This is a genomic window from Actinokineospora auranticolor, assembly GCF_002934265.1.
GTDB classification, from domain to species: domain Bacteria; phylum Actinomycetota; class Actinomycetes; order Mycobacteriales; family Pseudonocardiaceae; genus Actinokineospora; species Actinokineospora auranticolor.
In genome coordinates, this window is record NZ_PTIX01000016.1 from 136,769 (window position 1) to 160,988 (window position 24,220).

General features: G+C 72.6%; 27 protein-coding genes and 1 pseudogene. 11 read left to right on the forward strand and 17 right to left on the reverse strand.

Annotated features, from left to right (window positions below):
- The first annotated feature begins 447 nt into the window (after positions 1-447).
- The 9 genes from CLV40_RS38335 to CLV40_RS25480 all read left to right on the forward strand — a co-directional run bounded on the left by CLV40_RS38335 (position 448) and on the right by CLV40_RS25480 (position 9,509).
- Entirely contained in the window at positions 448-618 is a 171-nt protein-coding gene (locus tag CLV40_RS38335; protein ID WP_181043731.1) for a hypothetical protein, read from the forward strand.
- Complete coding sequence (locus CLV40_RS40900; protein WP_374065054.1) at positions 615-944, forward strand: hypothetical protein; 330 nt, start codon at positions 615-617, stop codon at positions 942-944. Before CLV40_RS38335 ends, CLV40_RS40900 begins: the two co-directional genes overlap by 4 nt.
- Entirely contained in the window at positions 941-1,744 is an 804-nt protein-coding gene (locus tag CLV40_RS25450) for an alpha/beta fold hydrolase (RefSeq protein WP_281261690.1), read from the forward strand. Before CLV40_RS40900 ends, CLV40_RS25450 begins: the two co-directional genes overlap by 4 nt.
- The gene (locus tag CLV40_RS25455; RefSeq protein WP_245931561.1) at positions 1,741-3,018 is read left to right on the forward strand and encodes a SpoIIE family protein phosphatase; all 1,278 of its coding nucleotides are present in this window, start codon (positions 1,741-1,743) and stop codon (positions 3,016-3,018) included. Before CLV40_RS25450 ends, CLV40_RS25455 begins: the two co-directional genes overlap by 4 nt.
- A complete protein-coding gene (locus CLV40_RS25460; protein WP_104481504.1) occupies positions 3,015-3,353 on the forward strand; it encodes an STAS domain-containing protein in 339 nt (112 codons plus the stop codon). Before CLV40_RS25455 ends, CLV40_RS25460 begins: the two co-directional genes overlap by 4 nt.
- Before the next feature lie 337 nt (positions 3,354-3,690).
- A complete protein-coding gene (locus CLV40_RS25465; protein ID WP_104481505.1) occupies positions 3,691-5,937 on the forward strand; it encodes a SpoIIE family protein phosphatase in 2,247 nt (748 codons plus the stop codon).
- Between the two features lie 154 nt (positions 5,938-6,091).
- Positions 6,092-6,610, forward strand: a complete 519-nt coding sequence (locus CLV40_RS25470) for a MarR family winged helix-turn-helix transcriptional regulator (RefSeq protein WP_245931562.1) — start codon at positions 6,092-6,094, stop codon at positions 6,608-6,610.
- Between the two features lie 332 nt (positions 6,611-6,942).
- Complete coding sequence (locus CLV40_RS25475) at positions 6,943-8,274, forward strand: MFS transporter (RefSeq protein WP_245931564.1); 1,332 nt, start codon at positions 6,943-6,945, stop codon at positions 8,272-8,274.
- A 41-nt stretch (positions 8,275-8,315) separates the two neighbouring features.
- Positions 8,316-9,509 (forward strand): FAD-dependent monooxygenase, encoded by a 1,194-nt coding sequence (locus CLV40_RS25480; RefSeq protein ID WP_104481507.1) that lies wholly within the window; start codon positions 8,316-8,318, stop codon positions 9,507-9,509.
- 62 nt (positions 9,510-9,571) lie between these two features.
- On the opposite strand, the gene CLV40_RS25485 is transcribed toward CLV40_RS25480, so the two are convergent.
- From CLV40_RS25485 to CLV40_RS25515, 7 genes and pseudogenes are all read right to left on the reverse strand, one after another.
- Entirely contained in the window at positions 9,572-10,021 is a 450-nt protein-coding gene (locus CLV40_RS25485) for a DUF5994 family protein (RefSeq protein WP_181043732.1), read from the reverse strand.
- A gap of 130 nt (positions 10,022-10,151) precedes the next feature.
- Positions 10,152-11,027 (reverse strand): hypothetical protein, encoded by an 876-nt coding sequence (locus tag CLV40_RS25490; RefSeq protein ID WP_181043733.1) that lies wholly within the window; start codon positions 11,025-11,027, stop codon positions 10,152-10,154.
- On the reverse strand, positions 11,024-11,944 hold the full coding sequence (locus CLV40_RS25495) for an acyl-CoA desaturase (RefSeq protein WP_104481509.1): 921 nt from the start codon (positions 11,942-11,944) through the stop codon (positions 11,024-11,026). Before CLV40_RS25495 ends, CLV40_RS25490 begins: the two co-directional genes overlap by 4 nt.
- Positions 11,945-12,386: 442 nt before the next feature.
- Positions 12,387-13,436: pseudogene (locus CLV40_RS25500) on the reverse strand (fatty acid desaturase family protein).
- 112 nt (positions 13,437-13,548) lie between these two features.
- Entirely contained in the window at positions 13,549-14,355 is an 807-nt protein-coding gene (locus tag CLV40_RS25505; RefSeq protein ID WP_342752305.1) for an ANTAR domain-containing protein, read from the reverse strand.
- Entirely contained in the window at positions 14,339-15,103 is a 765-nt protein-coding gene (locus CLV40_RS25510) for a GAF and ANTAR domain-containing protein (protein ID WP_104481510.1), read from the reverse strand. The genes CLV40_RS25505 and CLV40_RS25510 overlap by 17 nt, the downstream gene beginning before the upstream one ends.
- Positions 15,104-15,128: 25 nt before the next feature.
- Positions 15,129-15,854: a GAF and ANTAR domain-containing protein gene (locus CLV40_RS25515; protein ID WP_104481511.1), complete on the reverse strand. Its 726-nt coding sequence runs from the start codon at positions 15,852-15,854 to the stop codon at positions 15,129-15,131.
- Positions 15,855-16,083: 229 nt separating this feature from the next.
- Here CLV40_RS25515 and CLV40_RS37455 point away from each other — a divergent pair, with 229 nt between their 5' ends.
- Positions 16,084-16,620, forward strand: a complete 537-nt coding sequence (locus CLV40_RS37455; RefSeq protein WP_181043734.1) for an STAS domain-containing protein — start codon at positions 16,084-16,086, stop codon at positions 16,618-16,620.
- Positions 16,621-17,194: 574 nt separating this feature from the next.
- Here the strand turns inward: CLV40_RS37455 and CLV40_RS25525 are convergent.
- The 7 genes from CLV40_RS25525 to CLV40_RS25555 form a co-directional block, all read right to left on the reverse strand.
- Positions 17,195-17,890, reverse strand: a complete 696-nt coding sequence (locus CLV40_RS25525) for an Asp23/Gls24 family envelope stress response protein (protein WP_342752303.1) — start codon at positions 17,888-17,890, stop codon at positions 17,195-17,197.
- Positions 17,887-18,429, reverse strand: coding sequence for a DUF6286 domain-containing protein (locus CLV40_RS25530; protein ID WP_104481512.1), 543 nt, complete (start codon positions 18,427-18,429; stop codon positions 17,887-17,889). The genes CLV40_RS25525 and CLV40_RS25530 overlap by 4 nt, the downstream gene beginning before the upstream one ends.
- A complete protein-coding gene (locus tag CLV40_RS25535; protein WP_342752304.1) occupies positions 18,426-18,842 on the reverse strand; it encodes an Asp23/Gls24 family envelope stress response protein in 417 nt (138 codons plus the stop codon). The genes CLV40_RS25530 and CLV40_RS25535 overlap by 4 nt, the downstream gene beginning before the upstream one ends.
- The gene (locus tag CLV40_RS38340) at positions 18,839-19,015 is read right to left on the reverse strand and encodes a hypothetical protein (protein ID WP_181043735.1); all 177 of its coding nucleotides are present in this window, start codon (positions 19,013-19,015) and stop codon (positions 18,839-18,841) included. Before CLV40_RS38340 ends, CLV40_RS25535 begins: the two co-directional genes overlap by 4 nt.
- On the reverse strand, positions 19,012-19,404 hold the full coding sequence (locus tag CLV40_RS25540) for a hypothetical protein (RefSeq protein WP_219824108.1): 393 nt from the start codon (positions 19,402-19,404) through the stop codon (positions 19,012-19,014). The genes CLV40_RS38340 and CLV40_RS25540 overlap by 4 nt, the downstream gene beginning before the upstream one ends.
- Entirely contained in the window at positions 19,401-19,877 is a 477-nt protein-coding gene (locus tag CLV40_RS25545; RefSeq protein WP_104481513.1) for an Asp23/Gls24 family envelope stress response protein, read from the reverse strand. Before CLV40_RS25545 ends, CLV40_RS25540 begins: the two co-directional genes overlap by 4 nt.
- Positions 19,878-20,439: 562 nt before the next feature.
- Positions 20,440-20,856, reverse strand: a complete 417-nt coding sequence (locus CLV40_RS25555; RefSeq protein ID WP_104481514.1) for a hypothetical protein — start codon at positions 20,854-20,856, stop codon at positions 20,440-20,442.
- A gap of 307 nt (positions 20,857-21,163) precedes the next feature.
- Between CLV40_RS25555 and CLV40_RS25560 the strand changes: the two genes are divergently transcribed.
- On the forward strand, positions 21,164-22,339 hold the full coding sequence (locus CLV40_RS25560) for a PucR family transcriptional regulator (protein WP_219824109.1): 1,176 nt from the start codon (positions 21,164-21,166) through the stop codon (positions 22,337-22,339).
- Positions 22,340-22,489: 150 nt separating this feature from the next.
- On the opposite strand, the gene CLV40_RS25565 is transcribed toward CLV40_RS25560, so the two are convergent.
- From CLV40_RS25565 to CLV40_RS25575, 3 genes are read right to left on the reverse strand one after another with little or no spacing between them, the layout of a single operon-like run.
- On the reverse strand, positions 22,490-22,870 hold the full coding sequence (locus CLV40_RS25565; RefSeq protein WP_104481516.1) for a hypothetical protein: 381 nt from the start codon (positions 22,868-22,870) through the stop codon (positions 22,490-22,492).
- Positions 22,855-23,556, reverse strand: a complete 702-nt coding sequence (locus CLV40_RS25570) for an HAD-IC family P-type ATPase (protein WP_104481517.1) — start codon at positions 23,554-23,556, stop codon at positions 22,855-22,857. Before CLV40_RS25570 ends, CLV40_RS25565 begins: the two co-directional genes overlap by 16 nt.
- A 13-nt stretch (positions 23,557-23,569) precedes the next feature.
- Positions 23,570-24,184 (reverse strand): universal stress protein, encoded by a 615-nt coding sequence (locus CLV40_RS25575; RefSeq protein ID WP_245931567.1) that lies wholly within the window; start codon positions 24,182-24,184, stop codon positions 23,570-23,572.
- Between the last annotated feature and the right edge of the window lie 36 nt (positions 24,185-24,220).

The window sequence follows — 24,220 nt, forward strand, 5'->3', positions numbered from 1 at the left end:
GATCTCCTTGCCGCTTCGAACCTGTCGCCCCACCTCGGCTGAGGTGGCCGGGCTGCGAGTGAGGGATCAAGGAAACCCCGGGGGGCGCCGACGCGACGCTCGCCAAAAACCTCTGCGGGCGTCAAGGATCAACGAACACAAAAATCTTCAACCAATCCCCAGTGGAGCACACCCCCGGGTGGCCGTCAAGGAACGGACCGCCGTTCAGCTCCGCGCGGTGGTGGTTGTCCGTGACAACGCGTACCGTGGTGAAAGCGGGTTCGCGCCAGGCCCCCAACCACCGGGTGACGAGGACCTCGAGGACGCCCCCGCTCGCCGCTGGCCCTGCGGATCCCGGGCCACCAAAAGACACCCGGTGCCACCGACCACGCACTCGGCGCCACCGCCCGGTGTCGCGCCTTCCCGGTCCGCGCCATCCGCCCGCGGGCCAACCCTTGAGGAGTTTCCTTGTCACACCCGTATGCGGGCGACGTGTTCGCGCCGGTCTCGCCGGTCGTGTTCAGCCATCCCGCGGCCGAAGAAGCCCGCCGCACGCCGTCCGATATCGATCGACGCCGCTCGCGCGAGATCCGGTTCTTCACCGCCGCGGCGACCGACTCCGCGGTGCGGCACCCGTGAACGACAGCACGCCGCGCGGCTCCGGCACCTGCGGACGCCCGCGCGCCGTGCTGTTCACCCCGTTGGCGTTCGCCGGGCCCGACGCCGGGTACAAGCGGATCTTCAGGCGGGGTGGGAGGATCACCGACTTCGCCCTCGGCGGACTGAACCACCGGATCGAACACCGCCTGTTCCCGAACACGCCCCGCCCCACCGGCGCCACGCTCCACCGGTCGTGCCTGACCGACCCGCCACCCGGCCGGTACTGCCGGGACACGCGCACCGCGTTCACCCACGCGTGGTGCAATACTCGCCGTCCATGGACGTACGCAGGAGAAACCGCGTGACTGTCGGTGATGGCGGTCGGGACGGTGATGGGCGTCCGGTGTTGCTGTTCGCCCACGGGTTCGGGTGCGACCAGAACATGTGGCGCCTGGTCGCACCCGCGTTCGCCCAGGACCACCGCGTGGTGCTGTTCGACTACGTCGGCGCGGGCGGCTCCGACCTCACCGCCTGGGACCCGGGCCGGTACGCGACGCTGGAGGGCTACGCCACCGACGTGCTGGAGATCTGCGCCGAGCTGGGCCTGCGCGACGTGGTGTTCGTCGGGCACTCGGTCAGCGCCATGATCGGTGTCCTCGCGGCCGCTCGGGAACCGTCGCGGTTCGCCGCCCTGGTCATGGTCGGTCCCTCGCCGCGCTACATCGATGACGAGGGGTACGTGGGCGGGTTCGGCGCCGAGGACATCGATGAGCTGCTCGACTCGCTCGACAGCAACTACCTCGGGTGGTCCGCGGCGACGGCGCCCGCGATCATGGGCAACCCCGACCGGCCGGAGCTGGGTGCCGAGCTGACCAACAGCTTCTGCCGCACCGACCCCCGCATCGCCCGGCACTTCGCCCGGCTCACCTTCACCGCGGACAACCGCGACGACCTGCCGCGGGTCGGCCTGCCCACCCTGGTCCTGCAGTGCCGGGAGGACGTGATCGCCCCTGTGGCGGTGGGGGAGTACGTGCACCGCGCCGTGCCCGGCAGCGCGCTGGTGGTGCTGGACGCCACCGGTCACTGCCCGCACCTGAGCGCACCCGAGCCGACCACCGCCGCCATCCGCGATTTCCTCGCCGCGACGTTCGCGTCCCGCGCATGATGGGCCGCACCGACGACGACCGGACCGGCGGCGGCCACGACGGCGCGGCGGTGCCGGGCGGCAGCGACGCCACGTTCGCCGCGCTGCTGGAGGACGACGCCGCCGACCTGTACGACAACGCCCCTTGCGGCTACCTGTCCACCCTCCTGGACGGGCACATCGCGAAGGTCAACAAGACCCTGCTCACCTGGCTGGGGTACCAGCGCGACGACCTCGTCGGCAGGCTGCGCTTCACCGACCTGCTCACGGTCGGCGGAAAGCTCTACCACGAGACGCACTTCGCGCCGCTGCTGCGATTGCGGGGCCAGGCCGACGAGATAGCACTCGAGTTGCGGACCGCGGACGGCCACCGGTTGCCCGTCCTGGTGACCTCGACGGTCAAGACCGCCGCAGACGGGCAGCCGCTGCTGATCAGGACCTCGGTCTTCGACGCCCGCCAGCGCCGCGCCTACGAACGCGAACTCCTGCGCGCCCGGCGCGAGGCCGACGCCGAGCGCGAGCAGGTCGAACGGGAACGGGCGCGCCTGCAGCAGCTGAGCGAGACCCTGCAGCGCACCCTGCTGCCGCCGATCCTGCCCGTCGTGCCCGGCATCGACGCCGCCGCGCACTACCACGTCGCCACCCACGAACAGGTGGGCGGCGACTTCTACGACCTGTTCCCCCTCGGGCCCGACCGCTGGGGCTTCTTCCTCGGCGACGTGTGCGGCAAGGGACCCGACGCCGCCGCCATCACCTCGCTCACCCGCTACACCCTGCGCGCCGCGGCCGTCTACGACCCGGACCCCGCCGCGGTCCTGTCCAACCTGAACAACGTCCTGCTCCAACAGGACTACGCCCGCGACGCCCGCTACTGCACCGTCTTGTTCGGACTCATCAGCCCCGACGGCGACGGCTTCACCCTGACCCTCGCGGGCGGCGGGCACCTGCCCGCGCTGCTCACCCGAGCCGACGGTCGGGTCGAGGCGGTGAGCACGGCGGGCGGGCAGCTCATCGGGATCCTGCCCGACGCGCGCATCGCGGTCACCACCACGCGCCTCGAGCCCGGGGACAGCCTGCTGCTCTACACCGACGGCCTCACCGAGGCCCGCCACCCCGACGGCACCTTCCTCGGCGAGGAACACCTCATCGCGCTCGCCGCGGACTTCCGCGGCCACGACGCCCGCACCATCATCGACACCCTCGCCCGCGTCCTGCACGAGCTCGGCGACCGGCTCACCGACGACACCGCGCTGCTCGTCCTCACCGTCCCTACGACCAACGGGGACACCCGATGACCGACCTCACGATCACCACCAGCACCACCGCCCGCGCGCACATCATCACCATCAGCGGCGCACTGGACATGACCACGGCACCGAAGCTGCGGCAAGCCTGCGAGGCGCTGCCCCGCGGCGCGGCCCGCGAACTCGTCCTCGACCTCGCGGGCCTCGACTTCTGCGACTCCAGCGGCATCTCCACCTTCATCACCGCCCACCACCACGCCACGGCCCTCGGCGCCACCTTCGCCCTCACCGCCGTACCGCCCCACATCACCAGGATGCTCGCCATCACCGGCCTCGCCGACTACTTCACCCTCCACGACACCGCCGGACAAGCCGACCGCCCCTGACGAGCCGAGCGCCGGCCCGAACCAGCCACCGGAGCACGCGGACGTGTTGCTGCTCGCCGAGGCTCTTGGCCGACAGCGGCACGCACGTCCCAGAGGGGAGCACCGGCACCCCGTCGGTGGGTGACCGGACGCTGGATGTGGTTGGTGTGAAAGGGAACCGGGACGCCGTCACGCCGTGGTCCGCAGCGCCTTCGCCACCCGCCGCCCCGACGTCGCGGCCGTGGCCCGAGCCCGGTCCCCGCCGCCGCCGACCGCGGTTCGGGCGGTTCGTGCCTGCCGGGTCCGGCCGGTGGTGCCGGGGTTAGGCACGTCCCACGTTTCGGGCGAGGAGCAGCGGATGTCGGCTGGCAGGCAGCAACCCGCGCGAACGGGGTCGGCTGACGGGGGTCGGGTGGCGTCGCCGTGGGACCCGGGGTCGGCGGAGGCGTCCGACACCGGGATGGAGCGGTTCGCCCGGCTCGTGACCAGGGTCGTGGGGACCCCCGTCGCCTTCGTCGCGCTGGTCGAGCCCGATCTGCAGGTGTTCCCCGGCCCGATCGGGCCGTCGGATCCGTGGGCGGCGTGGCGGTCGGCCCCGCTGTCGCGTTCGCTGTGCGGCCGGGTTGTGCTCTCCGACGAGCCACTGGTGCTGCCCGACACCGGCGCCGACGAGCACTGGCGTGCCGATCCGGCCATCGTCGACCTGGGTCTCGCCGCCTGCGCGGCGATGCCGCTGACCGATCCCGACGGCCGCGTCCTGGGTGCGCTCTGCGCCCTCGACACCGCCCCCCGCTCGTGGATCGATGCGCGGCTGCGGGACCTGGCCGACACCACGGGCCTGGCCGAGGTCCGCGGCAGGGTCCGCGACCTCGTGACCAGCGACCTCAAACCCCGCTACGTCGGTCTGGTCCTGATCGAGGGCAGGCGGTTGCGGCGGCTGGTCGACCACACGGACGTGATCCCGGTCGAACACCGCTACGAGAGCTACGGGCTCGACGACGACTGGCCCACGGCCCGCGCGGCGCGGGACAACACCACCGTCGTCATCAACGGCACCGCCGACCTCATCGCGGGCGGCTACTGCGCCGAGGCGGTGGCGGCGTTCGAGGGGGTGGCGGCGTTCGAGGGGGTGGGGCTGCGGTCGGCGATCTGCGTCCCGCTACCCGGCGCCGGGGGACCGCTGGGCGCGCCGGCCATCTGCTGGGACACCGACCACCGCCTCGGCGTCCTCGAGCGCGCCGTGGTCACCGCGCTGGCCGACCGCACCGCCCGCGCCGTGGAGCGCGCCCGCTACCTCGACAACCGGATCAGCACCGCCCACCAGCTCCAGCAGGCCATGCTCACCGCGCTGCCCACCGTCGACGGGATCGAGATCGCCGCCCACTACCGACCGGCGGCCGCCGACGAGCTCGTCGGCGGTGACTGGTACGACGCCTACCCGCTCCCCGCCACCGCCGACCTCCCCGCCGGGCTCGCGGTCACCATCGGGGACATCACCGGCCACGACATCCGCGCCGCCACCCTCATGGGCCAGGTCCGCGGCATGCTCCGCCAGGCCGACCTCGACCACCCCCGGCACGGCCCGGCCACCACCGTCACCGCGGTCGAGTTCGCCAACCGGATCCTCGACCTGCGCGCCAGCGGTACCCTCGCGCACTGCCACCTGCGTCCCCGACCCGCCGGTGGCTGGGACCTCACCTGGGTCAACGCCGGACACCCCGACCCGCTGCTGCGCCACCCCGACGGCGCCGTCGAACCGCTGCGCGACCGCGCCGTGATGATCCACCCCAGCCTGGCCGACCCCGACCGGGCCGATCACCGCCGCACCCTGGCCCCGGGAACGCCCCTGCTCTTCTACACCGACGGCCTCACCGACCGCCGCGGCCACGACCCCGACGAGGCCACCGGCCTGCTCACCCACCTGCTCGCCACACCCACACCGGTCCGCGAGCGCGCGCACCGTGCGGGCAGCGGCAAGCACCACCAACCACCCCAGCATGTCCGAACAGGACACTTTCGCGCCCGCCCGCTCTCCTCCCGGTACGCCCGGGTGATCAACGGAGGTCACACCATGCCCACCCGCGAGCGCCTCCGCCCGGCCGCCCTGGCAGGCGTGCTCACCCTGGCCGCGACCGCGGCCCTGCCCTCGACCCCGGCCTCGGCGGGCGCGCTGGATGTCACCTGCCTCCCGCCCAGCGCCACCGCGGTCGCCTTCAGCCCGGCCCTGACCGCCACCCCGCGGAACACCACGGTCTCCGTGTCCACCCGGTACGGTCCCTGCGTCTCGGCCGGCACCCGCGCCCTGACCTCCGGCACCAGCGGCTTCCAGGCCCCGGCTCCCGGCTGGTCCTGCCAGACGCTGCTCCACCCCTTCCCCAGCACGTTCACCATCACCTGGAACACCGGCCAGACCAGCACCATCACCGGCAACGCGACCGCCACCATCACCGCGGGCACCCTCGTCTACACCCTGACCGGCACCGTCACCTCCGCCTGTTCCACGGCGACCACGCGGTGCAGACCAGCACCGCACCCGCCGCCGACATCCTGCTGTGCACCCTCGGCCTGGGCGACGTCCCCGGCATCAACTCACTCGTCACCCTGACGATCACCTCCCCCTGACCGCTCAGCCCTGGGCCCGCTCCGCCACAGCGCGGGGGACAGCCGACGCGCGTTCGCGCACTGGACGCGCCGAGAGGTGTCCGTCCTCACACAATGTAGCTAATCGAGTTAGTGACTTAATTGGTAAGCTAACTCGTATGACACCTTCTGCTCCCGACGCGCCCACCGGTGGACCGGACCAGGTCGCGGGCAGGTGGCGGGTCGAGTCCCCGGGCGTGGGGAACCCGGTCATGGAGCGCCTGCAAGAGGTGGGCGCGTTGACTCGGGTGATCGAGAAGCGGCTGAGCGGTGCTCTGGGGGTCAACGCCACGGGCTTGTCGGCGATGGAGCACCTCGCGGGCGAAGGCCCGCTGACCGCGAAGGACCTCGCCGACCGGCTGCGGGTCTCCACGGCGGCGAGCACCCACATCGTGGACCGGCTGGAACAGGCCGGGCACGTCGTCCGCCGCCCGCACGCCACCGATCGCCGCAAGGTGCTGGTCGAGCCGGTCCAGGGGTCGATGACCCGGCTCTTCGACCACCTCAACCCGCTGCTGCGCGGTGTGGAGAGCCTGGTCGAGGCACTGAGCCCCGACGACCGGGACGCGGTGGAGAACTTCCTGACCGAGGTCGTGCGGATCTACACCGACACCGCCGACTCCCTGCCCCAGGACTGACCCCGGTTCAGCGGGCGGGTGGCCCGGCTCGCCCCCGCGCCACCCGGAACACCGCGAGTTCCCCGACGTTCGTCCGCGGCGGCTCCGATGCCCGCCGCGCACCCCGCTCGTGCGTCGCGGACGCGGACGGCAGACCGTCCGCGTCCGCGCTGATCAACCCGGTTCGGAGTGGAAGTCATGGCTGTTCCTGAGAAGACCAGGTCGAGGTCGATGTGGTGGCTGCTGGCCACCGTGCTGGTCGTCGAGCTGATGGACCTGCTGGACTCGACGATCGTCAACGTGGCCGGTCCGGCGCTGGAGCGGTCCCTCGGGGCGAGCCCGGTGGGATTGCAGTGGGTGATCGGTGGCTACGCGCTGCCCTCGGCGCGGGCCTGGTGCTGGGCGGGCGCCTGGGCGACCGCTACGGGCGCCGTCCGATGTTCCTCTTCGGCCTGGTCGGCTTCACGGCCGCGTCGCTGCTGTGCGCGATCGCGCCGAACCTCGGCCTGCTGATCGCCTTCCGGTTGGTCCAGGGCGTGGCCGGGGCGATGATGCTGCCCCAGGGGTTGGGCGTCCTGCGCGACAACCTCACCCCGCGCGACCTGACCAAGGCCCTCACCGTGTTCGGTCCCGTCCTCGGGCTCGGCGGGGTGCTCGGCCCCGTGCTGGGTGGCGCGCTCGTGGACTGGGACCTGTTCGGGCTCGGCTGGCGGCTGGTGTTCCTGGTCAACGTGCCGGTCGGCCTCGCCGCGCTCGCGCTGTCGTGGCGGTTGGTGCCCCGCGGCGGGCGGACCGGGACGCCGCGGGTGGACGTCGTCGGCGCCGTCCTCGTCGCCGCCGCGTCCGCGCTGCTGGTCCTCCCGCTCAACGAGGGGCACACCGCGGGGTGGCCGCTGTGGACCTGGCTGTCGCTCACCGCGGCGGCGATCGGGTACGTGGCGTTCGCTCTGTGGCAGCGCCGCGTGGTGCGCCGGGACCGCGCCCCCCTGGTCACGCCGAGCCTGTTCGGCAAGCCGGCGTTCACCGTCGGGCTGGTCGCGGTCGCGTTGTTCTTCGGCGGCCTGATCGGCACCCAGTTGGTGCTGACGTTCTTCCTGCAGATCGGGCAGGGCTTCACCGCCGGGCAGGCCGGCCTGGGCAACCTCCCCGTCGCGCTGGGCACGGCCGTCGGCGGCGGCATCAGCGGCGGACTGCTCGCCGCGAAACTCGGTCGCGCGGTGCTGCGCACCGGTGCCGTGGTCCAGCTCGCCGGGATCGCGTGGCTGTGGCTCGCGCTGGCCGACACGTCCGGCTTCACGATCTGGCGGATCGTGCCCGGCAGCGTCGTCACCGGGATCGGCGCGGGCATCGTGATCGCCGCGGTGTTCAACACCGTCCTCGGTGCCGTCGCCGACGACGAGGTCGGCTCCGCCTCCGGGGTCCTGTCCGCGGTCCAGTCCATCGGCGGCTCGGTCGGCGTCGCGGTGTTCAGCACGGTGTTCTTCGCCGGTGCCCTCGCGGGCCGGGCCACCGCGAGCTTCCGCGACGCCCTGGTGGTCCAGGCGGTCATCATCGGGGTGTTCCTGCTCATCTCGCCGCTGTTCCCCCGCCGAGCCCGCCCCGACGACACCGACCTCACCGACACCGACCTCACCGACACCACCACCTCGGCCGCTGACGCGACCGCCGTCGGCGAGTTCCGCTGACCCGCGCACGGCCAACCACCTCGGGCAAAGGAGGACGTCCCATGTCCCGCAGCGTCTTGATCTCCGGAGCGGGCATCGCAGGACCCGCGCTGGCTCTCTGGCTCCACCGGTACGGCATGACCCCGACCGTGGTCGAACGCGCCGCCGAGCCGCGCCTCGGCGGGCAGACCGTCGACCTGCGCGGCGCGGGCCGCACCGTCATCGAACGCATGGGCTTGGCGCAGGCCGCGCGTGAGCGCGTGACCCGCGAAGAAGGCGTGCGCTTCGTCGACGGCGGCAACCGCGTCCGGGCCTCGTTCGGCAGCGACGCCCTCGGCGGCGACGGGTTCGTCACCGAACTGGAGCTGCTGCGCGGCGACTTGGCCGACCTGCTCCACCAGCGAACCCGGGACGACACCGAGTACCTGTTCGGCGACGAGGTCACCGGCCTGACCGAGACCGGCGACGGCGTGGACGTCACCTTCCGCACCGGCCCCGACCGCCGTTTCGACCTCGTCGTCCTGGCCGACGGGTTCCGCTCCCGCACCCGCGGTCTCGCGTTCGCCGACATCGCCCGCACCCGGTCCTTCGGCCTCTACACCGCCTACTTCACCATTCCCCGCGCCGAATCCGACGGTCGCTGGGCCCGCTGGTACAACGCCCCCGGCCGCCGCGTCGTCCTCCTGCGCCCGGACAACCAGGGCACCACCCGCGCGTCGCTGTCGTTCCTCACCCCGCGACCAGGTCTCGACCGGCTGGAGTCCCCGGCCCAGAAGCGGTTCCTGCGCCACCACTACGCCGACGCGGGCTGGGAAACCACCCGCGTGCTGGACCACATGGACGGCTCCGCGGACTTCCACTTCGAATCCGTCGGGCAGATGCGCCTCGAACAGTGGTCACGCGGCCGGATCGCCGTCGTCGGGGACGCGGGCTACTGCGCTTCCCCGCTCAGCGGGATGGGCACCAGCCTCGCCCTCGTCGGCGCCTATGTCCTCGCGGGCGAACTCGACCGCCACAGCAGCCACCGCGACGCGTTCCGCGCCTACGAGAACACCATGCGGCCCTACGTCACCCAGGCCCAGAAGGTGTCCTGGTTCGCGCCCAGGCTGGCGTCCCCGAAAACCCGCACCGGCATCCGGATCCTCCACGCCCTCGCCCACCTCGCCACCGACCCCCGGCTCAGCCGCTTCGTCACCCGGTTCACCAACCCGCCATCCGACGCCGTCGACCTCCCCGCGTACCGGACCCGGCACTGACAGCGGACCCGCGACGCGCCGCTCGCCACGGGTGCCCCCGCGGCGAGCGGCGGTGTCCACCGTCAGGCCCCTGCGGTGCGGGGGAGGGCCGCTCCGGCGATGATCTCGTCGGGCCGCTCGGTGTTGCCGGGCTGTGCCGCGGTGGCCATGGCGTGGCGGGCGTCGGACTCGGCGGTGCCGGGCGGGACCACCAGCAGGCTGATGCGCAGCCTGCCCGGACCGGTGGCGGTGATGGTGTTGCGGGGGTGGGAACGGAAGCCTTCCAGCCGGATCTGGATCTCTCCGGCGGTGAACCGGCGCGGCACCGGGTCCCAGGCGAACAACTCGTAGGACACCCGGCTGAGGTGCCCCAGCCGCTCGGCGAGGGCCCCGTTCAACGCGGCCAGTTCGGCGGTGAGGTCCGTCGACCGCGGCCACCAGGCGCCGTCGACGAAACCGGTGGCGGGGCCCGCGGGTTTGAGCCGCAACCGCAGCGGCGGAGGTGAGTTCCCGGCTGACGCTGGTGAGGTCATGTGGGTTTCCGTTCTGGTGTGGGGCGTGCGGGGCACGAGCGGTTGCGCGGTCGCGAGTCCGCGGTGACCGGCTCTCCCACGCGGGCGGCTGTGTCCGATGTGGCCACGGTCCTCGGTGGGCGCGAGTGGCTCATCCCGGGTGCGAAGCGAGCCGCGGGCGCCGCGGATCGCTCGTCATGGCGGACGCGGGAGCAGCCGCCGTGTGGCGCGCGATCCCGATCGCCGAGGCGACCGCCGCGGCGAAGCCGATGACGGCGACGGCCGTGAAGCCGGGGCGCACGTGGTCGTCGAGCACGAGCACGCCGATCAGCGCGGAGAGCGCGGTGTTGGTGGTGGACATGAGGGCGGTGACGGTCGTCGCGGCGCTGTGCTGGAGGGCGAGGGCGAACAGGGCGGCGCCCACGGCGCCGTTGAGCACGAGGGCCCACAGCGACGGTTGCAGCACGAGCAGCCACGCCGTGTCCGGGACCGCCAGGGTCCGGGCCGACACGCCGACCGCGCAGAACGCGACCCCGGCGCCGAAAGCGAGCACGTGAGGAGACCACGGCGCGGCGCGGCGCTTGGCGTGGCTGCCCGCCACCGCGACCAGGAACGGTGTGGCCAGCAAGCCGATGACGCCCGCGGTCGGCAGTGCCGCGGCCGTGCTCGGTGCCGCGGCGATGCCGAGCATGCCCAGACCGACCGCCCCGAGCCCGAGCAGCGCCCAGCCGGTCGCGGCGAGGCGGGCGCCCAGCACGGCGGAGATCGTCGCGGTCACGCCGACGCTGAACGCGAGCATGGCTTGGACGAGGAACAGCGGGAGGTGCCGCAGAGCGAGCGCGGCCAGTGCGAAACCGAGCAGGTCGACGCCGAGACCGAGCAGGTAGAGCGGTTGGCGGCGCAGCCCGGTCAGGGCGGAGGCCCCGCCCAGGAACGCCTTGGCGCGCCGGACCGCCGCCGATTCCAGGACCGATCCGCTGCCGGAGGACAAGGTGGCCAGCGCGGCGAGCAGGTACCCGATGATCATCGAGTGCTGCTGCCGGTGGCCACGCCCGCGTTGGCGAGCCGGGCGAGCCGCTCGGGATTGGGCCACCGGACGTTCGTGGCCCAGCCGAGCTTCTCGAACACCCAGATGACCCGGGCGGAGATGTCGAGCTGCCCGCGCCGGACGCCGTGGCGGGCACCGGTGGGGTCGGCGTGGTGGGAGTTGTGCCAGGACTCCCCGCAGGACAGGATGGCCAGCGGCCAGAAGTTGGCGGACTTGTCGCGGGCGGCGAACGGCCGGTCGCCGATCAGGTGGCAGATCGAGTTCACCGACCAGGTCACGTGGTGGAGCAGGGCGACGCGGACCAGACCGGCCCAGAAGAACGCGGTGGCCGCGCCCCACCACGACATCGTGATCAGGCCACCGAGCAGGGCGGGCCCGAGCAGGGTGACGACGGTCAGCACGGGGAAGAGCCGGTCGACGAGGGCGATGTCGCGGTCTGCCAGCAGGTCGGGGGCGAAGCGACGAGGGTTGGTCTTGTCGCGGTCGAACATCCACCCCATGTGGGCGTGCCAGAAGCCCTTGGCCAGCGCGGCGGGCGACGTGCCGAACCGCCACGGCGAGTGCGGGTCGCCCTCGCGGTCGGAGAAGGCGTGGTGGCGGCGGTGGTCGGCCACCCAGCCCACCACCGGACCCTGCATGGCCATGCTGCCCGCCACGGCCAGACCCACGCGCAGACCCCGGTTGGCCTTGAACGCGCCGTGGGTGAAGTAGCGGTGGAACCCGACGGTCACCCCGAGGCAGGTGAGGAAGTAGAAGCCGGCGGCCAGCCCGATGTCGACCCAGGACAACCCCCAGCCCCACGCCAGCGGCACGGCGGCGGCCACCGCGAGCAACGGGACCACGGCGAACAGCTTGACCAGAAAGTTCTCCGTGGCGCTCTTCTCCCCGGCCAGCATCGGTTCGGGGGAGCGGCGTTCAGCGGGCGGTCGAGGTGCGAGAGCGGTAGTCACAGAGTTTTGGCCAATCGTTTGCGCGAGTCATCGCGTCCGAAAAAAGGGCGTCCGAGTGGACGACGTGGCGAGCGCGGCTGCGCGCCTGGGAAGTCGAACGGTCGGAGTGCCGATACGAAGTCGGGAAGCGGGTTCGAGCTCGCGCTTGGCACTTAAGTGGAGAGTACCCGTTATTGCCGGTGTTCAAGCACCGGCGCCGCGGCGAGGGGCCCGGTGACCGCGAAACCTGGCCGCGCGCAGCAGGGCGGCGACCCGTCTGACCAGGGCGGACGCCGTGAGCACCCCGGTGGGAAGCGCGCGGACCAACACGTGCGCGGTTCCCGGTCGTGGACTGCGACCCGATCCACTGGAACGAGGCGTTCGCCCGCGTGGCCGCCGCGCCTGCGAACTAGTGGCCCGCGTCCTGGGCGCGCAGGGCGCGCCCAACCTCGTGGAGGTGGCGCAGGACGTGGCGGTAGGTACCCAGGAGACCGCACTGGGCGTATTCGATGCCGCGTTGTTCGCAGAACTCGCGTACGAGGGGTTGCGCGCGGCGGAGGTTGACGCGCGGCATGCTGGGGAGAAGGTGGTGTTCGATCTGATGGTTGAGCCCACCGAGTGCGACGTCGACCCACAGGCCGCCCCGAACGTTGCGGCTGCTGAGGACTTGCTTGCGGAGGAAGTCCAACGCGGTCGCGTCGGTGTAGGTGGGCATCCCCTTGTGCCCGGGCGCGAAGGAGCATCCCATATAGACACCGAACAGACCCTTGGTGCACGGCGATGAACGCGATCGCCACAGGTGGGGACAGCACGAGGAACACCGCTGCCAGGTAGCCCACGATGTGCGCCACCAGCATCACCGCCTCCGACCGCCGAGCCTTGATCCCGCCGTGCCAGACCGCCCGGATGCCTGACCAGTGCAGGCTCAACCCCTCCAACAGGAGCAGGGGGAAGAACAGCACGGCCTGGTGCTCCGCCGTCCAGCGCACGAACCCGCCGCGATCGAGGGACTGGCCGCGGGTGAAGGCCAGGATGGGGATATCGAGGTCCGGGTCCTGGTCCTCGTGGTTGGGGTTCGCGTGGTGGCGGGTGTGCTTGCCCATCCACCAGCCGTAGCTGATCCCGACGAGAACGGCCATGAACCGGCCGACCCGGTCGTCGGCGCTCCTGGAGCGCAGGATCTGCCCGTGCCCGGCATCGTGGCCGAGGAAGGCGAGCTGGGTGAACACGACAGACAAGAAGATCGCTGTACCCAGCTGCCACCACGAGTCGCCCAGTAGCACGAACCCGGTGCACCCGACCGCGAAGAGCAGCAGGGTGAGGCTGATCGTCACCGCGTAGTAGCCGCGGCGGCGGTCGAGCAGGCCGCGCGGCGCACCACGCCGATCAGGGCGGCGAAGTCGCTGTGCGGCGGAGTGTAGTGGGCAACAGCACCACTCGCGGTGGGTGGAGCGGACATGGTGAGCCCTCCCGAGTCCGGCGTCGCCGGGGACTCGGTCAACTTGTCGTTCACCGTGATGGTTTCCGCTGGGAGCGTGGCGCAAACAAGCCGGTCCGCCGGCGTGCGGGGGTCACGGTCGTCGTTCGCCCCGGCGTGGACCGGGGATGCGGATGGTGTCGAGGTCGGTCTCGCCCGCGATGACGGAGGTGGCCAGGGTGGCGAGGCGTTGGCTGTGTGAGCGGGCGTGGTCGCGCAGTGCGGTGAACGCCTCGTCCATGGTCAGGGAGCCGTGTTGGGCGAGGATCCCCTTGGCCTGCTCGATGACGACGCGGCTGTCGAGCGCGGTTTGCAGTTGGGTGGACAGTTGCTGCCCGTGCTCGATGGCGCGGTGCTGCAGGATGGCGATGGTGGCCACGTCGGCCAGCGCCTGCCCCAACGCGAGGCGCTCGTCGTCGAGCGCGCCCGGCTCGGTGCCCAGCAGGCTCAACACGCCGATGACTTCTTTGCGCAACCGCATCGGTATCGCGTGCGCGGAGCTGAACCCGCACTCCCGCGCGGCGGCGGTGAACCGGGGCCACCGCGGTCCGTCGGTCGCCAGGTCGGCACAGCTCACCGGCATGCCGGTGCGGACGCAGTCGATGCACGGGCCGCTGTCGACCTGCACCGCGAACTGCTCCAGCAGGTCCGCTTGCCTCGAGGTGCTGGACAGCACCTCGAGGTTGCCGTCTGGCGCGCGCAGGATGACCCCCGACGCCCCCACCGACAGAAGTTCCGCGGTCCTGGTGGTGAGCAGGTCGAGGAACTCGGCGATCTCGAAGTCGCCTACCAGGGAGTCGGCGAGCGTGACGAAGGTGCGGGAGACCCGCCGTTCTCGCGAAGTCGCGCTCAGGGCGCGGGACTTGTCCGTGATGAGCAGCCTCCTAGCGGGTGCTTTCAGTGGACCCCGACCCGGTGGACGGGGCGTCGAGCAGGGCGCTGGGGGCCAGGACGCCGGTGGCGACCTCGCTCGCGACCGCGGACAGCCTGCGCTGGTTCGCGCGGGCGTACTCCCGCAGTGCGGTGTAGGACTCGTGCATGCCGAGCCCGGCCACCTGGGCGAGTACGCCTTTGGCCTGTTCGACGACCGTGCGGTGGTGCAGGGCCGCTTGGAGCTGTTCGAACACGATCGCCTCGTGGCGGATCGCCCGCTGCTGCAGGATGCCGATGGTGGCGACGTCGGCCAGTGCCTGACCCAGCGTGACACTGGGCTCGTCGATGGCCCCCGGCGCGGTGCTCAGCAGCGTCAGCGCCCCGATGACGTCATCGCGCAGCCGCATGGGTACCGCGCACGCGGCCCGGAATCCCGCGGCTACCGCGGCCGGGGCGAACTCCGGCCAGCGTCCGCTGTCGTCGGTGAGGTCCGCGCTGGCCACCACGACACCGCCGCGCACGCAGTCCAGGCACGGTCCCTGCCTGGTCTGGGCGGAGAACACCTCGACCAGGTGCGCGTGTTCGGAGGAGCCGGCGGCCGGACGCCACCCCCCGCGCTGGTCGGACAGGATAACCCCGGCGGCGTCCACAGCGAGCAGGTCCACCGCGCGCTCGGTGAGCAGTCCGAGGAAGTCCAGCACGTCGAAGTCCGCGACCAGGGTGTCGGCCAGTGTCACGAAGGTGCTCGCGAGCTGCTGATCTCGGGCGATGCTCATCCAGTCGACCTTTCCTCACCACGCATTATGGCCCGTCCTCGCCCTCGGTGAACCGCAACGTGCGGGCCACGACCTGGCGCGCGACCTCGGCCAGCGGCACCCCGCTGGAGAACGCGTGCGCCCGCAACCGCAACAGCGCCACTTCGGTGGTCGACCCGAGTTGCACCTGGACCATCCCCGCGGCCTGGTGCAACTCCAGGTGCGGGTCGGCCAACCAGCTCAGGTCGTGCACGTCGTGGCCGTCCAGGTCGGCCACCACCCCCTGGGTCGCCAGGTCGGCCAGTACCAGCGCGTCGGCCATCTCCACCCTGCCCAGCGGACCCGTCTCGTCGCGGTAGAGGTCCAGGGAACCCAACCGGACCACGCCGACCTGCAACGGGAAGGAGAACACCGCCGCCGCGCCCAGCTCGCACGCCGCCGGGGTGAACGCGGGCCACCGCGCGCCCTCGGCCGCCAGGTCCGCCACCAGCACCGGACCACCCGAGGCGAACGCGTCCAGGCACGGCCCCTCGTTGACGGTCAGTTGGAGGTCCTCCAACCCGGCACTGACCGGGTTCGTCGCGTAGACCAAGCCGCGTTCCATGCCGGCACTCTCGTCACCCGGTAGGTGGCTCACCACGGTCGCACCCGCCCCCGAGATCGACAGCTCCGCCACGCACAACTCGCAGACCAGGCTCACCACCGACGCGGACTGGTCCGCTCGGCGCGCGGTCAGCAAGGTCCGCAACCGCCGGAACCGGTCTTCCACCATGAGCCCTCCGCTCGACCCGCTCCAACCTTACGCGGCGCGCGTGCCGCGGGCGCCGCGCAGGGCGGTGAACCGGGGACGCCCGTGCTCTGCGGCCGGAGCGTCGTGCGCGATCGCCGCCATGGGGCTACCCTCGGGGCCTCTCGTCGGTATGTGCCCAGATCCCGCACTGACGGCGATCTCTTCACACCTCCGGCCGCCCACACGGCGTTCGGAAGGTCAGGAGCTGATCGTGGAATCGAATCTCCTCCCCTTTCTGCTCCCCGATGAGATCGAGGCCCGTCGCGGCAGCGGTACGCTTCCCAGGCGGAAGCGGTCGAAGACCGTCTCGCAGGTAGCGCCCCGCGAAGGGGCGTTCGGCGGCAGCGCCCTGCTCCGCCTCACGATCACCTGGCAAACCGGTGCGAGCGGCGCGGAAATGCACATCCAGATCTCCGGTGCGTTGGACACCACCGCCGCACCGACCCTGGCCGAAGCACTCGCACGCGCGCAGATCGACCTGCGTGCGGTGCCGAGCGCGACCGGGCTCGTCCTCGACCTGCGCACCGTGTCATCCCTCGACGGGGCAGGCGCGAACGTCATCGCCCGCGCTTACGCCACCTTCGCCGCCTGCGGGACCAGCCTGCGGTTGGTCGCCGACAGCGCCGCGGTGACCAGACCACTGGCGCTGACAGGCTTGGACCGCATATTCGACCTGTACCGCGCACCGCATCCCGAACCCGGTGATTCCCCGGCGCATGCGGCGAGTCCTGGGACACAGCGGCCGTAGGGCGAACTCGACGGGCCACTTGTCACGGGGCAGTGCGACGCCATGGCCACATCGAGGTCACCCTCCAACCTCGGAGGGCGTCCAGTGTGGACTGTCCACGCCGCGACCGATCCGTCCCGCGATGCCCGCGGGGCGGGTTCGGGTGTCGCGTGGATCAGGTTCGAGCGGGCGGGTTGTGCGTCCTTGTGGGCGGTGCGGTCGAGGTCAGCCGGGCGCAGGCGGTACACCTGTAGTTCCGGGTCGACGTACTTGCGGGTCTCGCCGACCCGGTGCGTGCCGTTGCGCCGCGGGAGCACCAGTGGGCGGGGTGTCCCGACCCGGTCCCGCCCGATCATGGTGATACGACGAGCCTGTGCTCGGTCCGGTTCCAGGTGTCGGGGTTGACGGAGACGTGCCGCACCGGTATCCCGGACGCGGCCATGTCGGCGACCAGGGGGACTCGATCGCCGAGTCGCTGGAGGGCGGCCACCCCAGGCCCTGTCGACAGAGCCCCGCGCGCCGTCAGCGGGTTTCACCGTCCACCGGCATCCGGTTCGCGTTGTCGGGTCGTCCCTGGCGCTGGTCCGGTTCGGTGTCATCTCGGTCGTACCGCTTCCGGGTCCGCTGTGGAATGGTTCTCCGTGAGCGGCGCGACCTGGTCGGTCCGCACTCCCGGCCCCCCGGTGGCGTGCGCGCGGAGGTCGTCGCCCGAGTCGGCCGGGGATGCGGCGAATCGCGCAGCGGGTTCGTCGGTGAAGCGGAACTCGACGGTCGTGGGCAGGTCGCCGAGGTCGAGAACCCGGCACAGGCGGGGCACCCCCCGGGTGGCCAGCGCGCGCCGGATCGCGGCGGGCTCGGCGTCCTGCTCGGTGCTGATCACCAGCACGAGGGTCGGGTTGTCGCGGGTCCCGGCGAGGGTGCCGCGTGCGGTGTGCACCCCGGGATAGGTCTCGGCCTCGGCGAGCAGCGGTCCGACGGCCGTGCTCGCGGACAGGTCGGTGCGACCGGTGTCGGTGTCGAACCGCCAGGTGTGGGTCTTCGGCTTGCGGATCACCTGGGCGACGAGCCAGCGGATGGCGAGCAGACCGAGGACGACTCCGCAGGCCGCGGTGGTGTACCAGACCCACGTCGGCGCAGTCGCGGAACCGGGGACGAGGTGGCCCTCCGGCGGCAGCACGTCCAGCACCGCGAACCGGGTGGCCAGGGCGAACCCGCCCGCGGCGAGCAGCAGCAGGCCGGTGGCCGCCAGCAGGGCGCGGTTGAGCCTCGACGGCCGCTCGTGGCCGCTCACCGCCCCCGCCTCCGGATCCGGACGCCCACCGCGGGGCGGCCTGCCTGCCCGATCCGGTCGAGCCGGTCCTCGATGGCCGCGCGCACGGCGTCGGCGAGCCCGTCGGTGATGGCGCGGTGGGTCGTGGCGGTCGCGGTGACCGCGCGGCCGGTGAGCAGGAGCCGGACGGAGGCCACGCCGTCCACCGACGACGCGGCGGAGCGCAGGACGCGTCGCACGCTCTTGCGCGTCGCGCCGGAACGCACCGCGCGGTCGATGCGCGGGTCGTCGTCGCGCAGCGGTAGGACGGTGGGGGTGCCGGGCAGCAGCGCGCAGAGCAGGAGACCCGCGCCCACCAGCACGCACACCGAGGCGGCGGCGACGACGGCGGGATCGGTCCACCGCGCGGCGCGCAACGCGCCGAGCACGGCGCCGGGGTCGACCAACGGGGTCCACCCGACGACCCGCTGCACCGCCACTGTCGTGACCAGCGCACAAGCGGAGAGGACGACCAAGGCCACGAGGACCGCGGGTGCGCCGCGCCGGGGGAACCTCGTCATCGGACTCTCCCGGTCGTGGCTGCTTGGGGGTGCAGGGCGGTGACGGTGATCTCGACCCTGGACACGATCAGTCCGGTGAGCGCGCGGACCCGCCCGCTCAAGTGGTGGCGCACATCCTCGGCGACGCGGCGCACCGGCATCGGATAGGTCATCGACAACCGCACGTCGAGCGCGACGGTCGCGCCGTTGACAGTCGCCTCGACCTGGACGTCCCGCCCGGCGCGCTCCGCACCGACGGGTACACCGAACAGGCGGTGGGCCGACCCGCCGACGCCGCGGGCCTCGGTGGCCGCTCGTGCGGCGATCCGCGCCACGACGCCGTTGGCGATGGTGAGGCTCCCCCGCTCGCTCGCGGTGGTCGACGATCCTGGTGCCCGCGGTTGGACCGGGGGAGCGGTGCCCACGGCGCTCACGACCGACCACGGCCGGTCAGCGCGGACACGTCGAGCTTGCCGTCGAGCACCCTGCCGACGACGAACCCCGCCGCGCCGAGCACCAGGACGAGGATGAAGGCGCCGAATCCGCCGAACGCGGCGGCGAAGCCGAGCGCGATGCCTGCGAGCACGCCGGTGGTGGTCGAGTTCACGTTGTCGTCCTCGCTGTGGTGGCCCTCGTATCCCGCTGCGGAGTGCCGGGCTCGGGTTGCCGCGGCGGCCCGAGTGCCGCGGCCCGCCAAGAGGTGGCACGGGGTCGGGGAAGCGCCACGTCACCGATCCACACGTGCAGCGCGGGGAGGGCCGGGCCGACCGCTGCGCGGACGGCCGCCCGGACCGCCGAGTCGACCTCGGCGACGGTGGCCGGGTACCGCGCGACCACGCCCACGGTGATCTCGGCGGTCCGCACCCGGACCCCGGCGATCCGATGCCCGGGGAGGTAGGTGGCGATCTCGCCGTACCGCCCGCGGTGCGGGCCCGCCACCTGCGGCAGGGCGCGCACCGCGGCGGCGATGACGGTCGCCTCGATCTCCGGGCTCACTGCACCCGGACGACGGTGGCGCCCGCACCCTCGTCGTCGTCCGGGATGTGCACGTCGGTGACGGCGACGTTGACCTCCACGACCTCCAACCCGGTCATCTGCTCCACCGCGCCGATGACGTTGCGGCGGACCGACCTGGCCAGGTCCGCGATGGACACCCCGTACTCGACGAGGATGTTCAGGTCGACAGCGGCCTGCCGCTCACCGACCTCGACCGAGACGCCCTGACCCGCCGAGGCCGTCGCGCCGGGGATGCGCTCCCGCAGCGCGCTCAGCGCTCGAGCCGCGCCGCCGCCGAGCGCGTGCACACCGGCGACCTCACGCGTGGCCAGTCCCGCGATCTTCTGGACCACGGTGTCGGCGATGGTGGTTGTTCCCCTGTCCGGTGCGCGCGTGTCCGCTTGGCGGGGGACGACCTCGGCGTTGGTGTTCTGGGTTTGTGGCTTCGACGCGGGGGTGACGGGATTCGTCACGGTGGTCTCCTCGATCGTGCGCTAGGTGTGCGATGGCGCCAGGCAAAAGCAATCGGGAGCGGCCGCTGCGACAGCGGAAGCGCTTGGAGCGGACCCCCGAGGGGAACGGGCGGATCCGCGTGGCGGACGCGAAGCGCCGACTCCCCGGAACCCGGTGTCGCCTGGGTCCTGGGCGGCTGCTGTGGTCTTCGGATGCCCTGCCACGCCTTCCCTAAACCACAACCACCGGTGCCGGTCGTGGTCGAGGGGAGGCGAGGGCACCCTGGGTGGGCCCAGCCGATGAGAAGTCCGATGTGGACGATCGCCGGGGTCGGCGAACCGCGCCGGCGGGTCCTCCGGTATGGATGGGCCGTCGGTCGCGGAAGCGGGCTCGATGACGGCGGGCGGTGCGACGGCGAGCCGCGACACCGGGCGCCGCGGCCTTTCCGGAGAAGCGGAGCAGGTCGACCGGGAAGGGCGGCACCAGGGCGCTGTTCTTCCCGGCGGACACGTCGACCACGGTCTGGAGGAGGCGGGGTTGCGGAGCGCCCGGGGGCGTCCATGGCTCGAACCCCGCCTTTCGTCAGCCCCAGTACAGGGGGCTGGCACCGTGGCGGTGCCGCGCGTGCTGTGGCGCGGTGCGCGCTTTCAGGTCGTCGAGCTGACGGCGCAGGTTGTCGCGGACCTCGATCAACGCGGCTGTGCGTGTCCGCTGCGAACTGGTGGCCACCAGCCGTGGCCGTCCGGCGAGCCTGCACTGCAGAGTGGTGGCCTGCCCCGGGAGGTCTCGATCCTTGGTCGACAGCTCCAGTTCGACCGTCGAGACGTCGTACGCGCCCAGGGCGTGGTCCAGCGAGGACAGGCGCTTGACGATGCCGGGGCGTTCAGCGGCGGTGAACCCGTTGCCGAGGCGGAGCCGCGCGCTGATGGTGGCGGGGACGTGTGCGCCGAGCACGGTGTGTCCGCTGTGGACGATGTCCGGGGAGCGGGGGTGGGTCATCGGGTTCCCTTCGTCGGTCGTCGAGCGGTGCTGACCGGCAGGTGTTCGCGCGCAACCGCGGGGGAGCGCGGACATCCGGCGCCCGGGGCCGTCCGGGTGATCCGGCAGGCGGTGGTTTGTCCCCGGTGTTTGACTTGACCCCATAGTGGGCTTCGTGACGTGCGCGGTCACGGCCCAACCAGGCCGAGTTGACCGCTGATCGGTTTCCGCAACCGGGCAACGTCGCCGCCGCACCTGGGGCTCGACGAAGGAGATGATCGCAGTGCCGATCGATCCGAGGGCAGGTGGTGCGCGTGGTCCCGGTTCGGTGTCCGAGGTCGACGTGGCGGGGCTGACCGGCGCGGCCGTGGCGCAGTCAGGCGGCCTGGACGCCGCCCTGCTCGGCGACTACGTCTCGGCGTTGACCCGCGTCAGCGCCACCCGAACGGCGTTGAACCGGACGGAACTGGAGGGCTACCGCCGCCTCGGCGGCGAGGCGGCGGACGCCGGGGTGCCCCTGCCTGCCCTGATCGACCTCTACCTGTCGGTCACCTGGCGGCTGTGGCGGTACCTGCCCGCCGTCACCGCGGCGGTGCCCACCCTCGCCCTGGTGCAGGCGGTGGGTGAAACGGTGATGCGCGCCGCGGGCGAGGCGGTCACCGCGGTGAGCGACGGCCACCAGATGGCTAGGCAGGCGGTGATCCGCAGGCAGGAGGCCGCCCGGCGGGAGTTCATCGACGACCTGCTGACCGGCAGCTCCGACGTCTCCGGGCTGCTCGCCCGCGCCGCCGGGTTCGGGCTCGACCTCACCGGACCGCACACGGTCGTCCTCGCCCGCGCGAGCACGGCGTTCACCGAAGGCAGCGCCCAGCTCAACCGGGTCGAGAGTGCCTTGAGCGGGCGCGGCTCGCCACCGGCGCTCGTGGCGAGCAAAGACGGACTGCTCGTCGTCGTCGGGACCGTCAACGCCGCGGACGCCGTCGGCCGGATCGTCGCGGCCATGCGCGGTGTGCTCGGTCCTCGTGCCACGACGATGAAAGGCGGGGCGTGGCAGATCGGCGTCGGTCGCGTCCGCCCCGGCCCGGTGGGGGTGCTGCTCGCCTACGAGGAAGCCCGCGACGCGCTCACCCTGGCCGGGCTCCTGCGGATGGACACCCCGGTCGTCGCGGCCGTCGACCTGCTCGTCTACCGGGTCCTGCTCCGTGACCGGACCGCCATCGCCGATCTCATCCTCACCACTCTCGGCCCGCTCGCGGATGCCCGGGGCGGCGCGGCGATACTGCTCGGCACCTTGGACGCCTACCTCGACGCGGGCGGCAACACCGCCGAGACCGCACGCAGACTGCACCTGTCGGTGCGGGCGGTCACCTACCGGCTGGCCCGCATCCGCGAGTTCACCGGACTGGAGCCTGCCGACACCGGTGTCCGCATCACCCTGCATGTCGCCGTCCTCGGCGCCCGGCTGCTCGACTGGCCCGCAACCGCGCTGCCCACACCATCCTGATTCCGCGGCACTCGCACGCCGAGGGAGACCGCGGGGGGCAGGCGGGCCATCGGTCAGGCCGGGTCGTGCCGGTACCCGTCGGGCACGCCGTCGCCGGCGCGAGCGGCGTTGCCCACGCATCGCCGCCTCGCGTTCAGCCGGTCGGGGACTTCAGACTTCCGCGACTCCGATCGGGTCCCGGTCCACGTGCCGCAGGTACGCGGCGAGCGGGGCCGCGATCAGTGCCGCCGCGACGGCGAACACCGGTGTCAGCGCGGCCGACGTGATCGGGGAGGCGGGATCGGCGTGCGCGCCGAACCACTGGTCGACGGCGATGCTCAGGCATTCCAGCACGTACATCGCCAGCATCGACCCGGTGACCAGCAGACCCCATGGCCCGCGGCGCAGCGCGACGACGGCGGCGGTCACCACCTCGACGGCCGGTTGCCCGCGCAGCGTGCCCACCAGCGCGCCGAGTCCGGCGAGGGCGAGGACCACGATGGTGAGCGCGCCGCTGAAGCGGGCCAGTTTCCGGGTCAGCGGCGTGTCCACCGGCCGGTCACGGCGACCAGGTGGTGCACCCGGCCGATCTCGGTGTCCGCGGCGGTCGCGACGACCACGCCGCGTCCGCCGCCGGAGGTCACCAGGGTGCCCGCGTGGGCCATGTTCGTCCGGTCGGCCGGTTCGGTCGCCGCGGGCAGGTCGAGCGGGTCCTTCGCCGCCGGTCGGGACTCGCCGGTGAGGGCGGATTCGTCGATCCGCAGCTCGCGGGTGTACACCAGCCGCAGGTCGGCGGGCACGCGGTCGCCCTCGTCGAGCAGCACCAGGTCACCGATCACCAGGTTGGTCGAGGCGACCTCGGTGGCGACTCCGTCGCGGATCGCGGTGGCCTTGGTCCGCGTCGCCGCGGCCAGCGCGTCGAGAGCCCGCTCGGCGCGGCCCTCCTGCAGGAAGCCGATCAGGGCGTTGACCACCACGACGCCCAGGATCACGCTCGCGTCCACGATGCCGCCGAGCAGGCCGGTCGCCAGGGCGGAGCCGAGCAGGACGTAGATCAGGGGGTGGTGCACCTGACCCGCCACCCGGACCAGCGCACCGCGTCGGCGGGGTGGCGGCAGCTCGTTGGGGCCGGAGTGGTCGAGCCGGGCCCGCGCCTCCTGGACCGACAGCCCGCGGTCGAGGTCCGCGCCGGTCGCCTTGCGGCTGTCGTCGACTGACCTGGCGTGGGCGACGGTCACCGGCGTCGGCCGGTCATCGCGCGGCGGTGACGTGGACCACGACCAGCGGGCAGGACGCGTGGTGGATAAGGGCCTGGCTGGTGGAGCCGTGCAGCATGCCGGTGAACCCGCCGTGGTCGCGGCAGCCGACCACCAGCAGTTGGGCGTTCTCGGCGTTGTCCAGCAGACTGCGCACCGGTCGGTCGCGGCTGACGACCTGGCGCGCGGTCACCGCCGGGTACTTCTCCCGCCACGCCGCCAGTTGCTGGGCCAGTACCTCGCCTTCGCGGTTCTCCATGGCGTCCCAGTCCACAGCGGACTGGTGGGCGTAGGTGTGGGCGGTGATCGAGGCGAAGTCGGTCCAGGCGTGCACGGCGACCAGGTCCGCGCCGCGGGAGGCCGCCTGCTCGAAGGCCACCGCCAGCGCGGGCTCGCTGGTGGGCGTGCCGTCGACCCCGACCACCACGGGACCGGTCGAGGGAGGCGCCCCGTCCTCGGTCCGGCCGCGGATCACCGCGACCGGGCACTTCCCGCGCGCGGTGAGCGCGACGGCGGTCGACCCGATCAAGATGCCGCTGAACCCGCCCAACCCCCGGGAGCCGAGCACGACCAGGCACGCCTTGGCGGACTCTTCCACCAGTGCGGGCACCGCGTCGGAGGTCCTGCGCGGCGTGGGCGGCAGAAA

What these genes read in the sequence shown, in the direction of transcription:
- CLV40_RS25455 (WP_245931561.1), top strand. Translation starts at nt 1,741, where the DNA reads ATGATGGGCCGCACCGACGACGACCGGACCGGCGGCGGCCACGACGGC.
- CLV40_RS25460 (WP_104481504.1), top strand. Translation starts at nt 3,015, where the DNA reads ATGACCGACCTCACGATCACCACCAGCACCACCGCCCGCGCGCACATC.
- CLV40_RS25465 (WP_104481505.1), top strand. Translation starts at nt 3,691, where the DNA reads ATGTCGGCTGGCAGGCAGCAACCCGCGCGAACGGGGTCGGCTGACGGG.
- CLV40_RS25470 (WP_245931562.1), top strand. Translation starts at nt 6,092, where the DNA reads ATGACACCTTCTGCTCCCGACGCGCCCACCGGTGGACCGGACCAGGTC.
- CLV40_RS25480 (WP_104481507.1), top strand. Translation starts at nt 8,316, where the DNA reads ATGTCCCGCAGCGTCTTGATCTCCGGAGCGGGCATCGCAGGACCCGCG.
- CLV40_RS25485 (WP_181043732.1), bottom strand. Translation starts at nt 10,021, where the DNA reads ATGACCTCACCAGCGTCAGCCGGGAACTCACCTCCGCCGCTGCGGTTG.
- CLV40_RS25490 (WP_181043733.1), bottom strand. Translation starts at nt 11,027, where the DNA reads ATGATCATCGGGTACCTGCTCGCCGCGCTGGCCACCTTGTCCTCCGGC.
- CLV40_RS25495 (WP_104481509.1), bottom strand. Translation starts at nt 11,944, where the DNA reads ATGCTGGCCGGGGAGAAGAGCGCCACGGAGAACTTTCTGGTCAAGCTG.
- CLV40_RS25510 (WP_104481510.1), bottom strand. Translation starts at nt 15,103, where the DNA reads ATGAGCATCGCCCGAGATCAGCAGCTCGCGAGCACCTTCGTGACACTG.
- CLV40_RS25515 (WP_104481511.1), bottom strand. Translation starts at nt 15,854, where the DNA reads ATGGTGGAAGACCGGTTCCGGCGGTTGCGGACCTTGCTGACCGCGCGC.
- CLV40_RS25530 (WP_104481512.1), bottom strand. Translation starts at nt 18,429, where the DNA reads ATGACGAGGTTCCCCCGGCGCGGCGCACCCGCGGTCCTCGTGGCCTTG.
- CLV40_RS25555 (WP_104481514.1), bottom strand. Translation starts at nt 20,856, where the DNA reads ATGACCCACCCCCGCTCCCCGGACATCGTCCACAGCGGACACACCGTG.